Here is a 14,665-nt window from a genome sequence, read left to right on the forward strand (position 1 = left end):
TATGCCAGTCAAAAACCGCTTTGCGGAACTGCAGGACGAGATCACAACGTGGCGACGTGACCTGCACGAAAACCCTGAAATCCTGTTTGAAACCCACCGCACCAGTGCTTTGGTGGCCGAAAAGCTGGCAGAGTTCGGTTGCGATGAGGTTGTTACCGGTATTGGCCGCACCGGCGTTGTGGGTGTGATCAAGGGCAAGTCGGACAGCAAAGGCAAGGTGATCGGTCTGCGCGCGGATATGGACGCTCTGCCGATCCTCGAGGCGACGGGGCTCGACTATGCCTCGAAAACGCCGGGCGCGATGCATGCGTGCGGTCATGATGGTCATACCGCGATGCTGCTGGGTGCGGCAAAGTACCTGTCGGAAACACGCAATTTTGACGGCACTGTTGTCGTGATCTTCCAGCCCGCCGAAGAAGGTGGCGGCGGTGGTCGTGAGATGTGTGAAGACGGCATGATGAACCGCTGGAACATTCAGGAGGTCTACGGGATGCATAACTGGCCGGGAAAACCGGTCGGCAGCTTCTCGATCCGTCCGGGGTCGTTCTTTGCGGCCACCGATCAGTTCGACATTACGTTTGAAGGGCGCGGCGGACATGCCGCGAAACCACATGAGACGGTCGATACCACCGTGATGACGGCGCAGGCGGTACTGGCGCTGCAGACGATTGCCTCGCGCAATGCGGACCCGGTTGATCAGGTGGTTGTGTCGGTGACTTCGTTCGAGACCTCGTCGAAAGCGTTCAATGTGATCCCGCAGTCGGTTCAGATCAAGGGAACCGTGCGCACCATGAGCAGGGAAATGCGCGATCTGGCCGAACAGCGGATTAACGAAATCTGCAACGGCGTAGCGGCGACCTTTGGTGGCACGGCCGATGTGACCTATATCCGCGGTTATCCTGTCATGGTGAACAGCGATGAGCAGACTGAGTTTGCGGCTGACGTCGCACGGTCGGTGTCGGGTGCTTGCGAAGAGGCTCCTCTGGTCATGGGCGGCGAGGATTTTGCCTTTATGCTGGAAGAACGTCCGGGGGCTTATATTCTGGTGGGCAATGGCGACACGGCCATGGTTCATCACCCTGAATACAATTTCAACGATGAGGCCATTCCAGCCGGGTGCAGCTGGTGGGCCGAGATTGTCGAGCAGCGGATGCCTGCGGCCTAGTGGAGAGGGTGGGGGCTCTGCCCCCACACCCCCGAGGTATTTTCAGCCAGATGAAGAAGGATCCTTCGGCTCGAGGTCGAGCGTGGTGCAGAGCGTTTCGATCACGTTTTGCAGCGCGTCTTTTTGGGTTGAGACGCAGGCACGGGCGGCAGTGCGGGCTTGGGTCAGGGCTGCGTCGTCGGACAGCCAGTTGTTGACGGCTATCTCCAGATCTTCTGCGGTTTCGACCTGAACGGCCCCGCCGGTTTCGATAAGGGGTGCAAAAGTTTCGGCAAAATTAAAGTAGCCCGGACCGGTGATCACGGCGGCCCCGGCTTGAGCGGGTTCGAACGGGTTGTGACCGCCGATCTCTTTCAGAGACCCGCCGAGAAAGACAATCGGGCAAAGCGCGTACCATGTTCCGGTTTCGCCAAGGGTATCGGCCACGTAGACTTGTGTCTTTTGGGTGATCGGGTCTGTTTTAGTTCGGAAGGCCGATGTGAGTTTGGCTTTGGTCAGGAGGGTCGCGACCTCCTCGCGCCGTTCCGGGTGTCGCGGTATCAGCAGCAACAGCAAATCTGGGAACTGCTTCAGCAAGGCGTTGTGGGCGACCAGAACCGTTTCTTCTTCGCCTGCATGGGTCGAGCTGGCGATCCAGACGGGGCGAGGACCGATTTGGCCTTGGACATCCGCCAGAGTGGTATGATCCACCGGCAGTGGGTCGGACATCGCCTTGAGGTTGGTTCCGGGTTGGACGCGTTGTAGGTCCGCTCCGATCGTGATCAGGTTCTGGGCGGTTTTGTCATTCTGCGTCAGGAACAGCGCGAAGTGGTCCAGGATGAAACGCGCCGTTTCGGGGCGCTTTTGCCAACCTGCTACGGACCTGTCGGACAAGCGTGCATTCAGAAGACACAGAGGTGTGCCGCGTTCTGCCGTCTCGACGATCAGGCGGGGCCAGATTTCACTTTCTACGAAAATCGCGGCATCAGGGGCCCAGTGGTCCAGAAACCGTCGTACAGGGCCGGCGCTGTCCAGGGGGGGGAATTGATGTCGGGTGCGCGGCGGCAGGCGCTTGGCAACCAGCGCGGCTGAGGTGGGTGTGCCCGAGGTGATCAGGAACTCGGTTTGCGGCAGGCGCTCGCCAAGTCGGTGGATCAGGCTGAGGACCGAGAGGCTTTCACCAACGCTGGCCGCGTGAAACCAGATAAGTTGTCCAGCGGGGCGGTCTAGGCTGGCATGGCCCAGCCGTTCCTGTTGGCGCTGCGTGGGAACGTCAGCCGCTTGTAGTTTCTTGCGCACGGCACGCCATGCCAAAGGCTGCGCGAGAGAGGTGATACTGCAGTACAGCGTGTACAGCAGCGTCGGACGAATGTCAGAGCCGGGCATGTCAGCCGCCTGTATGGCTCATGTGGCGGCTCATCTGGCCATCGACGGCCTGACGGGAATAGTCGAAATCATGGCCCTTGGGCTTGAGGTTGATCGCGGCGCGGATTGCCTCTTCCAAGGGTTTCTCCGTGTCCGGGTGATCGCGCAGCGGGGGGCGCAGGTCGGCCATGTCTTCCTGACCCAGACACATGTAAAGCTCACCGGTGCAGGTCAGGCGCACGCGGTTGCAGCTTTCGCAGAAATTATGGGACAGTGGGGTGATAAAGCCGATCTTTTGGCCAGTTTCCTCAAGCCGGACATAGCGCGCAGGCCCTCCGGAACGTTCAGCAAGATCGGTCACGCTGTAGTGGTTTTCGTATTCCTTGCGCACGTCCTTGAGGGACCAGTATTGATCCAGCCGGTCTTCGTTGCCGATATCGCCCATCGGCATGACTTCGATCCAGGTCAGGTCCATGTCGCGCTCGGCACACCATTCGGTGATCTGGGGCAATTCGGGTTCGTTGAAGCCCTTCAGAGCCACGGCGTTGATCTTGACCCGAAGGCCCGCCTTTTGCGCCGCATCAATCCCGTTCAGAACCTGTTTCAGACGCCCCCAGCGCGTAACGGCGGCGAATTTGTCCTCATCCAGCGTGTCCAGCGAGATATTCACCCGCCGCACGCCCGCCGCGTACAGATCATCGGCAAATCGCGCAAGCTGCGAGCCATTCGTTGTCAACGTCAGCTCTTTCAGTGCGCCGCTTTCCAGATGACGGGTCATGGAGTTGAAGAACGTCATGATATTGCGACGCACGAGCGGCTCACCACCGGTGATGCGCAGTTTCTCAACGCCCATATTCACGAAAGTGGAACACATGCGGTCCAGTTCTTCCAGCGTCAGCAGCTCTTTCTTGGGCAGAAAGGTCATGTTCTCGGACATGCAATAGACGCAGCGAAAGTCGCAGCGGTCGGTTACCGAGACGCGCAGATAGGTGATGGCGCGGGCGAAAGGATCAATCAGCGGAGCAGTCATTCGGTATAGGTAAAGCTGGAACAGGCCCGCGACAAGTGTGAACTGTGCTTTGGTCTGGTACAGCTGCCTGAGGGGTAGTAGGTTCGGGGTATGAGAGAACTGCTTGTGATATCCTGCGTTTTGCTGGTCGGGTGCGATACCGTGCGTTCGACAACGGATCGTTTGCTCGGGCGTGATGAAGCGACGGCCGAGGCTACGCCCGATGCCGTCGAATCCGCGTCCGCCGAGGTGGAAAGTACAGCCTATATCCAGCCCGCACCTGCGACGGCAAACTGGACCGGGGCCAAGACCACCATTGCCGGTTTGGGTGATCCGTCGACTCCGGGCCGCTGGATGCAGACGCCCTTGGTCGATTCCGAGGTAACCGCGCGGGTGGTTGTGCCGAAAACCGGGGCGCAGGCTTATATCACGCTGGTTCCGGCCTCGGGGCCCGAAACGGGCGGCAGCCGTTTGTCACTGGATGCCATGCGGGCGTTGCTGGTGCCGTTCGATCAGCTGGTCGAGGTCGAGATCTACGCCAACTAACCCTTCAGGTATTTCCCAGCCTCGCGCCGGGCAAAGGGTTTCATCGCGTTGCCATGCGCGTCCAGAAAAGCCACGACCCTGTCGGGATCATGTTTAGAGAGCTCCCGCAGCCACCATGCAATGGATTTCTGAATGAACCAGTTCCGATCGGGCACATAGCCCGCAGCCCAACCGAGGATACGATCTCGGCGCGCCAGATCTTCTGGCTTGGGGTGGTTCTGCTTGGTCCAGGGCAGGGTCGAGACCAGAGCGGCGCGGCGGGTCCACATATGGTCTGATCCCGTCCAGGTTTCGACTTGATCCAGCCGCGCTGGATCGGCGCTCAGGCGTTTCTGGATGGCGGTGCAGGCGTGGTCGGCGATGGCCCATGCGTCGAAATCGGGCACCCAGCTTTGCAACAAGGCCCAGACATCTTCATCCGGGCGAATCCGCGCCTGGGTCAGCAGTTTGGAGGCCGCGACGCGGGCCTCGTGGATGTTGGTCTGCCAGAGCGCATCCGCGAGGGTGACGCGCCCAGCAACCGACAAGTCCTTGCGCCAAACTTTGGTCAGATCGTTTAGAACCGGGACGGCGACGCCCAGATAGGGACGCTCGGCCTTGTGATAGGCCGCGACCTGTTCCGCGTGCTCGGCATCGGCGTGCGCCTTGATCTGATCCAGATAGGGGGCAAGCATGGTCTAGACCGGAACCCCGGTAGGTTTGCCGTCAATCGTCTGCTGGTTCTTCTCGACCCAATAAGCGCGGATATCGTTGTCGGATTTGCCGTCGACCCATTTCTGCATCGTGTCGCGATCCGACTGGAACTCCATGAACGGAACCGCATAGCCGCAGGATGTCTGCACCAGATCAATGTTCAGATCATAGATCTGCCGCGCGCTGCGGTGGTTGGGGAAGTGAGCAGCCAGTTCGTCCCAGCCGTCATCGCCTGCATGTAGCGTCTGTGCGGTGCCGTAGGTGCGCAGGATCAGCGGGCGCGTGGTGAAGGAACACCACATCAGGGTCATGCGGTTGACCTCAAGCAGATGCCCGGCGGTCTCATTCCCGCTGCCGGTCAGGTTCATCCAGACAATCCGGTTTGGCCCCAGAATACGCAGGGAATCCATGCCTTTGGGTGAGATATTGACCCGCCCCTCAACCCCGGCGCTGCCCACGAAGAACATGTGCTGCTCGTTGATGAATTTCTGATGCGCATCGTCCATTTGAGGGAATTGCTTGGCCATGTCTTACTCCACAGTCACGGATTTCGCGAGGTTACGCGGCTGGTCCACATCCGTCCCCTTGGCGACAGCTGTGTGATAGGCCAGCAACTGCGCCGGAACCGAGTATAGGATCGGGGTCAGGTTCGTGTGAACGTGGGGCATACGGATTGTGCTCCAGACATCATCGCCAGCCTCGGATATGCCATCATCGTCCGACACAAGGATCACCTTGCCCTTACGCGCCATCACCTCTTGCATGTTCGAGACGGTCTTGTCGAAAACGGCGTCGCGCGGGGCCATGACCACGACTGGCATATGCTTGTCGATCAGCGCGATGGGGCCGTGTTTCAATTCGCCCGAGGCATAACCTTCGGCGTGGATATAGCTGATTTCCTTCAGCTTCAGCGCGCCTTCCATCGCCAGCGGGTACATCAGGCCGCGACCCAGGAACAGCACGTCGCGCGCCTCGGACAGGCGCTGGGCGGATTTGCGGATGGCGCGGTTCTGATCCAAAGCGGCGTTCAGCACCGAGGGCAAGCCGCGCAGGGCGGCGGCGTGATCGGCCAGTTCCTCATCGCTCAGCGTGCCCCGATCAGCGGCGGCTTTGAGCGCCAGCATCAGCAGCACACTAAGTTGGCAGGTGAAGGCCTTGGTCGAGGCAACGCCGATCTCAACCCCCGCATGGATGGGCAGGGCAAGGTCGCTTTCCCGCGCAATCGAGCTTTCGGGAACATTGACGACCGAAACGATCTTGTCGGCCTTACCCTCGCAATAGCGCAGTGCGGCCAGCGTATCGGCGGTCTCGCCTGATTGACTGACGAACAAGGCCAGCGTGCGTTCGGTGATCGGAGGTTCGCGATAGCGGAATTCGCTGGCGATATCGACTTCGACCGGCATTTTCGCCAGCTGCTCGAACCAGTATTTCGCTGTCAGGCAGGCATAGAAGGCCGTGCCGCAGGCGACCATGGTCAGACGGTCCAGTTTGGTGAAATCCAGATCGCTCTCGGGCAGAACCACGCGGTCATCGCCGGCGGGCAGGTACGACCGGATCGCCTCGGCCACGACAACCGGTTGTTCGGCGATTTCCTTGGCCATGAAGTGCTTGTGCTCGCCCTTGTCGACGCGGGCTGTGTCCAGCTTGATCTTACGGACCGCGCGGTTGGCCAACTCGCCCGCTTCGGTGCGGATTTCGAGCGAGGTGCGGGTCAGAACGGCGCGGTCGCCTTCTTCAAGATAGGTGATCTTGTTGGTCAGCGGAGCTAGGGCAATCGCGTCCGAGCCTACATACATCTCACCCTCTCCATGGCCGATCGCCAGCGGAGAGCCCTTGCGCGCGGCCACGATCAGGTCGTCCTGACCATCGAACAGAAAGGCCAGTGCAAACGCGCCTTCTAGCCGATCAATTGTCTTGAAGGCTGCTTCGGTCGGGGACAGTCCGCTGTTCAGGTAATGTGCGGCCATCAGCGCGACGGTTTCGGTGTCGGTTTCAGTCACGAAATCCACGCCATGCTGGGCCAGCTCGGCGCGCAGATCGCGGTAGTTCTCGACAATTCCGTTATGGACGACGGCGACAGGCCCGGCCTTATGGGGATGCGCGTTGGTGACCGAGGGCGCGCCATGCGTGGCCCAGCGGGTGTGTCCAATCCCGGATTTGCCGCGCAGAGGGTTGTGGACCAGCAGGTCACTTAGGTTTACCAGCTTTCCAACAGCGCGCCTGCGATCCAGGATGCCATCGTTGACAGTTGCAATGCCAGCGCTGTCATAGCCACGATATTCCAGCCGTTTCAGGGCTTCAACCAGAATGGGGGCGGCCTCATGCTGCCCCAGAACACCTACAATTCCACACATAAAATCAAACCTCTTTACTACGGCGAGCCTTTTTCGCCTTCAACATATCAAATAATTTGCGCGCATAGCCGGGCTTGTTTTCCTGCTTGGCGCGCGCAACGGCAAGCGCTTCGGCTTCCACGTCTTTGGTCACGACGGTGCCGGTTGCCGTCATCGCGCCATCGCCTACGCTAACGGGGGCTACGAGCATGGTGTTGGAGCCAATGAAAACACCCTCTCCAATCGTGGTTTTGTGCTTCATCACGCCGTCATAGTTGCAGGTGATCGTGCCCGCCCCGATATTCGAACCTGCCCCGACCGAGGCATCCCCGATATAGCTGAGGTGATTGACCTTCGCGCCCTCGGCGATCTCTGCATTCTTGATCTCGACGAAATTGCCGATGCGGGCGTTTTCCGCCAGTTCCGCGCCGGGGCGCAGGCGGGCATAGGGGCCGATGATGGCCCCTCGGCTGACATGGCAACCTTCCAGATGCGAAAACGCCCGGATCGTTGCGCCGCTTTCGACCGTCACGCCGGGGCCGAAGACCACATTCGGCTCGATCACGGTGTCGCGCCCAATCACAGTATCGGCGGCAAGGTAGACGGTGTCCGGGGCCATCAGCGTGACCCCCAGATCCAGCAGCTCGGCCCGGGCCTGCGCCTGAAATACCACATCCGCTGCGGCCAGATCTGCGCGAGAGTTTACACCCAGCGTCTGCGCCTCATCGCAGGCAACCGCTGTCACGCTCAGACCGCGGGAGCGGGCGATTTCGACCACATCCGTCAGGTAGTATTCGCCCGAGGCGTTGTCGTTGTCGACCGCGTCAATCAGGGACATTAAGGTTGCCGCGTTGCAGGCCAGCAGGCCTGAATTGCAGAAGGTGATTGCGCGTTCTGCGTCCGAGGCGTCCTTGAACTCGACGATCCGTTCCAGCGTGTCGCCATTCATCACCAGACGGCCATAGCGGGCTGGGTCTGCGGCCTCAAAGCCCAGAATCACAAGATCATTCTGCGCGCGCGCTTCGATCATCCGCTCGAGCGTGTCGGGCTGCAGGAACGGTGTGTCGCCATAAAGAACCACGACATCGCCGTCGAACCCCTCTAGCGCATTGCGGGCCTGCGCGACGGCGTGGGCTGTCCCCAGTTGTTCCTCTTGCACGGCAATCTGCGCGGTCTCATCCTCGGTCTGGGCGACCTTGGCGACGGCCTCGGCCCCGTGGCCTGTGACGATCACGGTGCGCTCGGGCGACAGCACTGAACCGGCGCGCATGGCATGAACCAGCATCGGGGCCTGCGCGATCGGGTGCAGGACTTTGGGAATGTCCGAATTCATCCTGGTGCCTTTCCCGGCGGCAAGGATGACAAGGGCGATGGTCATGAAATCGTTTTCTCTTTGTGTTTTGTTGCTGTCCGTTTTATCCGCTGAGGGCTAAGGCGCAAGCCGTTCGGCCATCAAACAAGATTGCCGATTGCAACAGGACATGGCGGAAACCCGCCGAGCAAGGAGGCGCAATGCGCACGGTCATCTTCGATCTGGACGGCACTTTGGCGGATACATCGGGCGATTTGCTGGCCGCTGCAAACCATTGTTTTCGCGCGATGGGTCACGGGGATGTTCTGGTCCATGGCCAGGATGCGGGCGTTGCGCTGCGTGGCGGGCGGATGATGCTGACTCATGGCTTGAAGCGCGTCGGGGCCTATGATGAAGGCACGGTCGACGCGTATTATCCGGTTTTGCTTGAGGCATACGCGCAAGACATCGACACCCACACGCAGTTCTACCCCGGCGCTTTGGAGGCGGTCGAGGGCCTGAAAACCGCAGGCTATGGCGTTGGGATCTGCACCAACAAACCTGAACGTCTGGCGCATCAATTGCTCAGCCAATTGGGTGTGCTGGATCACTTCGCCTCCTTGATCGGTGCGGACACTCTGCCGGTGCGTAAACCTGACCCCGAACCGCTGCGCGAGGCCGCACGGCGTGCAGGTGGGCATCCTGACCTGTGCGTTCTGATCGGAGATTCCGATACCGACCGAAATACAGCGAAAGCAGCCGGGGTGCCTTCGGTTCTGGTTACGTTCGGCCCCTCGGGCGACGATATGGCCGCTTTGGAGCCTGAAGCCTTGCTGCATCATTTCGATGATCTGCCCGATCTTGTGGCCGAGTTGATCGGTTCTGCCGCGTGATCCCTTGACCCGGACCGGATGGAGCCCCAGAACTAGGTCATGACTGAGATATTCACCGGCAGTTTCACCCAGCAAGAACCCATCCCGGACGAGGCGGTCGAGGCCGCTCTGGCCGTTCTGCGACATGGGCGTTTGCATCGCTACAACGTCGTGCCTGGCGAATTGGGCGAGACCGCGCTGCTGGAGCAGGAATTCGCGGCCCAGATGGGGGCGAAATACTGCCTTGCCGTTTCGTCGGGTGGCTATGCTTTGGCGACTGCCTTGCGGGCCGTGGGTGTGCAGCCCGGCGAGCCGGTTTTGACCAACGCGTTCACACTGGCCCCTGTGCCGGGGGCGATTGCTTCGGTCGGGGCCAAGCCGGTTTTTGTCGGCGTGACCGAAAACCTGACCATTGATCTGGAGGATCTGGCGACCAAGCTGAATCAGGCGCGGGTTCTGATGCTCAGCCATATGCGTGGCCATCTGTGCGACATGGACCGGTTGATGCAGCTTTGCGATGCCGCCGGGGTTGTCGTTATCGAGGACTGCGCCCACACGATGGGGGCTGCGTGGCGCGGGCAGCTCTCGGGTCGGCAGGGGGCCATCGGGTGTTATTCGTGCCAGACCTATAAGCATGTGAACTCGGGCGAGGGTGGTCTGCTGGTTACCGATGATGAGGAACTTGCGGCCAAAGCGACCATGCTATCGGGGTCCTATATGCTCTACGAGCGGCACTTGGCTGCCCCGGGGCCAGAGGTGTTCGAGCGGATCAAGTACACTACGCCGAACGTTTCGGGCCGTATGGATAACCTTCGGGCTGCGATTTTGCGCCCACAGTTGCGGGATCTGGATCGGCAGGTAGCCCGCTGGAACGAACGGTATCAGGCTATCGAAGACGGTCTGCGAGGAACGCCCGGCCTGACGATGGTCGAGCGTCCCGAGGCAGAGACCTATGTGGGGTCCTCGATCCAGTTCCTTCTGCTCGACTGGTTGCCGGAGCGGATCGCCGAGGTGATCAGTCGCTGCGCCAGCCGCGGAGTAGAGCTGAAATGGTTCGGCGGTGCCGAGCCCACCGGGTTTACCTCACGCTATGACAGTTGGCGCTATGCCGAGAGTGAGCGAATGCCTGCCTCGGACCGGGTTTTGGCGGGGATTATGGATATGCGCGTGCCTCTGACCTTTTCGGTGGAAGACTGCCAGCTGATCGCCCGCATCATCCGGGCCGAGGTCGGAGCCGTCTACCAATCGTGATCCAATTGAGTGCGCCAGCGGCGCACGCTTGATTTTTGGAAAACGCCGCCCCGGTTCGGGCGGCGTTTTTCGTGCCGGGACCGCAACGCCCGGAATGATTGACCCGCCGCAGATTCGCTGGTATCCAGTTATTGAACACTTGTTCATTAATGCTGAGAGGAGAGCGTCAATGTTCATGGCGAGTATGCAATTCGATCTGGGCGAGGACGTGAACGCGCTGCGCGAGATGGTGCATCGTTGGGCGCAGGAACGGGTCAAGCCGATGGCGGCCGAGGTCGATGCGTCGAACGCGTTCCCCAATGAGCTTTGGACCGAGATGGGCACGCTGGGCCTTCTAGGCGTGACCGTGCCTGAGGAATATGGTGGCGCGGGCATGACCTATCTGGCGCACACGATCGCGATTGAGGAGATCGCGCGGGCCTCGGCCTCGGTCTCGCTGTCCTATGGTGCGCATTCGAACCTGTGCGTGAACCAGATCAAGCTGAATGGCACGGAAGAGCAAAAGCAAAAATACCTGCCCCGCCTGATCTCGGGCGAGCATGTGGGCGCGCTTGCGATGTCCGAACCCTCGGCCGGGTCGGATGTGGTGTCGATGAAGCTGCGCGCTGAGAAGCGCAATGATCACTACCGCCTGAACGGGAACAAGTATTGGATCACCAATGGGCCGGACGCGGATACTCTGGTCGTCTACGCCAAGACTGACCCGGAAGCAGGATCGAAAGGGATCACCGCGTTTCTGATCGAGAAGGAGATGACGGGGTTCTCGACCTCGCCCCATTTCGACAAGCTTGGGATGCGCGGGTCGAACACGGCTGAGCTGATCTTTGAAGATGTCGAAGTACCGTTCGAGAATGTTCTGGGCGAAGAGGGCAAGGGCGTTGCCGTTCTGATGTCAGGGCTAGACTACGAACGTGTCGTGCTGGCCGGGATCGGAACCGGCATCATGGCTTCATGTTTGGATGAAATCATGCCCTATCTGGCCGAGCGCAAACAGTTCGGCAAACCTATCGGCATGTTCCAACTGATGCAGGGCAAGATCGCGGATATGTACACCGCGATGAACTCGGCCCGTGCTTACGTTTATGAGGTCGCCAAGGCTTGCGACCGTGGGGATGTGACCCGTCAGGACGCGGCGGCGTGCTGCCTCTATGCCTCTGAGGCGGCGATGACGCAGGCGCATCAGGCCGTTCAGGCGATGGGCGGGGCGGGGTTCTTGTCGGACGCTCCGGTCAGTCGGATCTTCCGGGATGCCAAGCTGATGGAGATCGGGGCAGGGACCAGCGAAATCCGCCGCATGCTCATCGGTCGCGAAATGATGGGCGAAATGCTCGGGTAAGAAATCGCCCCGCAGCCGAGGGAACTGCGGGGCGTTTCGATCAAGGGATCAGAAGCGATGGACGTAGGATACGCCAACCAGGAACGGGTCGATTTCGGCTGTACCGATGTCGGCGCCGTTCAGTTTGACGTCCGAGTCGATGTCGAACCAGCGCACGTTCAAACGGACGGCGCCTTGTTCAGTGATCTGATAGTCCAAACCAGCCTGAAGCGACAGACCGAACGAGTTGTCCAGTTCCAGGTCGCCAAGCGGAGAGCTTTCTTCAAAGAAGATAGTGTAGTTGAGGCCTGCGCCGACATAGGGCTTCCACGCGCTGTTGGTCGGGAAGTGGTAGTTCAGCGACAAGGTGGGGGGCAGGTGCTTGGTGCTGCCAGCGTCGGTGCTGCCGCCCAAGGTGATATCGTGTTCGAACGGCGTGGAGGCCAGCAATTCGATACCCAGGTTGTCTCGGATGAAGTATTCGACGGTAAAGATCGGACGGGTGTCGTCGTCGACCTCGGCGTCAAATCCTGCCAGCGTTCCGTTGTCGGATTTCGGGTCCAGGTAGCCGACACCGAAACCAACGGTCCAGTCACCTTGCGATTGGGCGAGTGCGGGGCCAGCCAGCGCGACCAGCGCGGTGGAGAGGGTCAAAGCGGCGAGTTTATTGGTCATTTTTCTGCCTTTGGTTCAGTTGATGGCCGCTGTTTTGCACGGGCGTTGCCTGCGCTCTCTGATCTGAGTCAAATTTGCGTGAATGCAGTCACCGCGTGCAACTTTGCCAGAATATTGAAAAATAAGGGATATTTTTGATGTCAGGCGATCTGCGCATACCGGGGTTGCGCTCGGAGGGTGGCTGGGATGTCCCCGACCGGCTGAACATGGCGCGCCAGTGTCTGAGCCATCCGTCCGAACAGGTCGCCTTGGTCGATCTGACCGAGGGCGAGGCGCGACCGGTCACTTACGGTCAGCTGCACGAGATGGCTGATGGGCTTGCGCGGGCGCTCTTGCCCAAGGTCCAGACCGGTGACCGGGTTGGCGTTCTGCTCAACCAGTCCCCATGGTGTGCGGCGGCGCATCTGGCGATCTGGAAGATCGGCGCGATCTCGGTGCCTTTGTTCAAGCTGTTCAAACGGGACGCGCTGCACTCCCGCGTGGCAGATGCCGGGGCAGGGATCGTTCTGACGGATGCCGAGGGCGCCGGGCTGTTGGGTGATCTGGCTGAGCCGATGATCGCCGCTGAGGTTGCCCATCCCGGCCCAGAGCTGCCCTTTGCGGATACCGGCCCCGAAGACCCTGCCGTGCTGATCTATACTTCTGGCACAACCGGCAGCCCTAAGGGGGCTTTGCACGGGCACCGTGTACTGACCGGCCATATGCCGGGCGTTTCGATCAGCCATAATCACCTGCGCGCGGGGGATTGCCTCTGGACCCCGGCGGATTGGGCCTGGATCGGAGGGCTGTTCGATGTTCTGATGCCGGGCCTCGCGCTGGGCATCCCCGTGGTGGCCTCACGGCTGGACAAATTTACCCCTGAGGCCTGCGCCGACGTAGTCGCGCGCGGCGGGGTGCGCAACGTGTTCTTCCCACCGACCGCGCTGCGGATGCTGAAGGCGGCGGATCAGAGCATCCCGGGCCTGCGGTCGGTTGCATCGGGCGGTGAGCCATTGGGGGCCGAGATGCTGGCCTGGGGGCAACAGGCCTTTGGACTGACGATCAACGAATTCTACGGCCAGACCGAATGTAATATGGTTGTCTCGTCTTGCGCCGAGGATTTCCCGGTGCGCCCCGGCTGTATCGGCAAACCGGTATTGGGGCACGAGGTGGCGGTGATCGACGAAAACGGAAACCCAACTGATGAAGAGGGCGACGTGGCCATCCGGCGCGGCTCGGCCTCGATGCTATTGGAGTACTGGAACCGGCCTGAGGCCACGGCTGAGAAGTTCCGGGGAGATTGGCTGGTCACCGGAGACAGAGGCGTATGGGAAGGTGACTATCTGCGCTTCGTCGGGCGAGATGATGACGTGATCACATCCGCCGGATATCGCATCGGTCCTGCGGAGATTGAGGATTGCCTGCTGACCCACCCGGCGGTGGCAACGGTCGGCGTGGTCGGCAAGCCCGACAAGCTGCGGACCGAGATCGTGAAGGCCTATGTGGTTTTGAAGCCGGGGGCCGAGGCCTCAGAGCCGGAGTTGCAGGACTGGGTCAAAGACCGGCTGGCGCAGTATTCCTATCCGCGCGAGGTGGCGTTTCTGGAGGAGCTGCCGATGACGGTGACGGGGAAAGTGATCCGGAAGGAATTGAAGGCGCGGGCAAGCGCGGAGGTGAGCCAATGAAAAAAACTCTAAAGATACTACCTTTGGCATTGTTGGGCTTGGCACCAATAACTGGCGAACTGGCTGCCAATGAGGACAAGCTTGGCGTCGGTGCACGTCTGAGTTTCTGTGCAGACAGTATTCCAAATACTGAGTTGGCGCTTATCATGGACGGCGAATGCGTCAGTCACGCTCGCAAAATGTGTGAATATGCATTTGACCTAGCAAGGAACGAGTACTGTCTTGTTGAAGTCACGAATTGGATGCTGCGTGATGCTGACGTTCGCTGGCAGCGAATTCCTGACGAGCGTAAGTTAGGTTTCGAAGCTCTGCCTACAGCAAAGGAAGTTTTCGAAAGAGACAATGGACTTGGGCCTGTTCCACCGCTGCCGGATTGCGGAAAAATTGATGTCGGAGATATCTCAGAAGAAGCAGTATGTTCTTACACCGATGCTTTAGCAGGTTGGCGAGCCGCCCGGATAGTAGAGCGTGCTTGGTTGTCCGAAACTGAAAAGGTTGAGTAGGGGT

Annotated in this window: 14 protein-coding genes; 7 read left to right on the forward strand and 7 right to left on the reverse strand. The window is 60.2% G+C overall.

Annotated elements, in window-relative coordinates:
* Position 1 precedes the first annotated feature (1 nt).
* Positions 2–1,165 carry a M20 aminoacylase family protein gene (locus AC2FD8_RS06695; RefSeq protein WP_496854712.1) on the forward strand — a complete coding sequence of 388 codons (1,164 nt, stop codon included), beginning with the start codon at positions 2–4 and terminating at the stop codon, positions 1,163–1,165.
* Between the two features lie 42 nt (positions 1,166–1,207).
* On the opposite strand, the gene AC2FD8_RS06700 is transcribed toward AC2FD8_RS06695, so the two are convergent.
* Positions 1,208–2,530 (reverse strand): 3-deoxy-D-manno-octulosonic acid transferase, encoded by a 1,323-nt coding sequence (locus AC2FD8_RS06700; protein WP_496854714.1) that lies wholly within the window; start codon positions 2,528–2,530, stop codon positions 1,208–1,210.
* Position 2,531: 1 nt separating this feature from the next.
* Entirely contained in the window at positions 2,532–3,539 is a 1,008-nt protein-coding gene (gene moaA / locus AC2FD8_RS06705; RefSeq protein ID WP_496854716.1) for a GTP 3',8-cyclase MoaA, read from the reverse strand.
* A 90-nt stretch (positions 3,540–3,629) separates the two neighbouring features.
* Between moaA and AC2FD8_RS06710 the strand changes: the two genes are divergently transcribed.
* Entirely contained in the window at positions 3,630–4,064 is a 435-nt protein-coding gene (locus AC2FD8_RS06710) for a hypothetical protein (RefSeq protein ID WP_496854718.1), read from the forward strand.
* Here AC2FD8_RS06710 and AC2FD8_RS06715 read toward each other — a convergent pair.
* From AC2FD8_RS06715 to glmU, 4 genes are read right to left on the reverse strand one after another with little or no spacing between them, the layout of a single operon-like run.
* Positions 4,061–4,738 (reverse strand): DNA alkylation repair protein, encoded by a 678-nt coding sequence (locus AC2FD8_RS06715; protein ID WP_496854720.1) that lies wholly within the window; start codon positions 4,736–4,738, stop codon positions 4,061–4,063. The genes AC2FD8_RS06710 and AC2FD8_RS06715 overlap by 4 nt on opposite strands.
* 3 nt (positions 4,739–4,741) lie before the next feature.
* Entirely contained in the window at positions 4,742–5,284 is a 543-nt protein-coding gene (locus AC2FD8_RS06720; protein ID WP_496854722.1) for a pyridoxamine 5'-phosphate oxidase family protein, read from the reverse strand.
* Between the two features lie 3 nt (positions 5,285–5,287).
* On the reverse strand, positions 5,288–7,111 hold the full coding sequence (gene glmS / locus AC2FD8_RS06725) for a glutamine--fructose-6-phosphate transaminase (isomerizing) (protein ID WP_496854724.1): 1,824 nt from the start codon (positions 7,109–7,111) through the stop codon (positions 5,288–5,290).
* A gap of 4 nt (positions 7,112–7,115) precedes the next feature.
* Entirely contained in the window at positions 7,116–8,468 is a 1,353-nt protein-coding gene (glmU, locus tag AC2FD8_RS06730) for a bifunctional UDP-N-acetylglucosamine diphosphorylase/glucosamine-1-phosphate N-acetyltransferase GlmU (protein ID WP_496854726.1), read from the reverse strand.
* A gap of 134 nt (positions 8,469–8,602) precedes the next feature.
* Here glmU and AC2FD8_RS06735 point away from each other — a divergent pair, with 134 nt between their 5' ends.
* The 3 genes from AC2FD8_RS06735 to AC2FD8_RS06745 all read left to right on the forward strand — a co-directional run bounded on the left by AC2FD8_RS06735 (position 8,603) and on the right by AC2FD8_RS06745 (position 11,840).
* Positions 8,603–9,274, forward strand: a complete 672-nt coding sequence (locus AC2FD8_RS06735; protein ID WP_496854728.1) for an HAD-IA family hydrolase — start codon at positions 8,603–8,605, stop codon at positions 9,272–9,274.
* Positions 9,275–9,313: 39 nt separating this feature from the next.
* Complete coding sequence (locus AC2FD8_RS06740) at positions 9,314–10,504, forward strand: DegT/DnrJ/EryC1/StrS family aminotransferase (protein WP_496854730.1); 1,191 nt, start codon at positions 9,314–9,316, stop codon at positions 10,502–10,504.
* 169 nt (positions 10,505–10,673) lie between these two features.
* Positions 10,674–11,840 (forward strand): isovaleryl-CoA dehydrogenase, encoded by a 1,167-nt coding sequence (locus AC2FD8_RS06745; protein WP_496854732.1) that lies wholly within the window; start codon positions 10,674–10,676, stop codon positions 11,838–11,840.
* Positions 11,841–11,888: 48 nt separating this feature from the next.
* Here the strand turns inward: AC2FD8_RS06745 and AC2FD8_RS06750 are convergent, their stop codons facing one another.
* A complete protein-coding gene (locus AC2FD8_RS06750) occupies positions 11,889–12,494 on the reverse strand; it encodes an OmpW/AlkL family protein (protein ID WP_496854734.1) in 606 nt (201 codons plus the stop codon).
* A 137-nt stretch (positions 12,495–12,631) separates the two neighbouring features.
* Between AC2FD8_RS06750 and AC2FD8_RS06755 the strand changes: the two genes are divergently transcribed.
* Entirely contained in the window at positions 12,632–14,158 is a 1,527-nt protein-coding gene (locus AC2FD8_RS06755) for an AMP-binding protein (RefSeq protein ID WP_496854735.1), read from the forward strand.
* Positions 14,155–14,661, forward strand: coding sequence for a hypothetical protein (locus AC2FD8_RS06760; RefSeq protein WP_496854737.1), 507 nt, complete (start codon positions 14,155–14,157; stop codon positions 14,659–14,661). Before AC2FD8_RS06755 ends, AC2FD8_RS06760 begins: the two co-directional genes overlap by 4 nt.
* Positions 14,662–14,665: the final 4 nt, after the last annotated feature.

It is taken from the genome of Ruegeria sp. YTSC192, assembly GCF_059609705.1.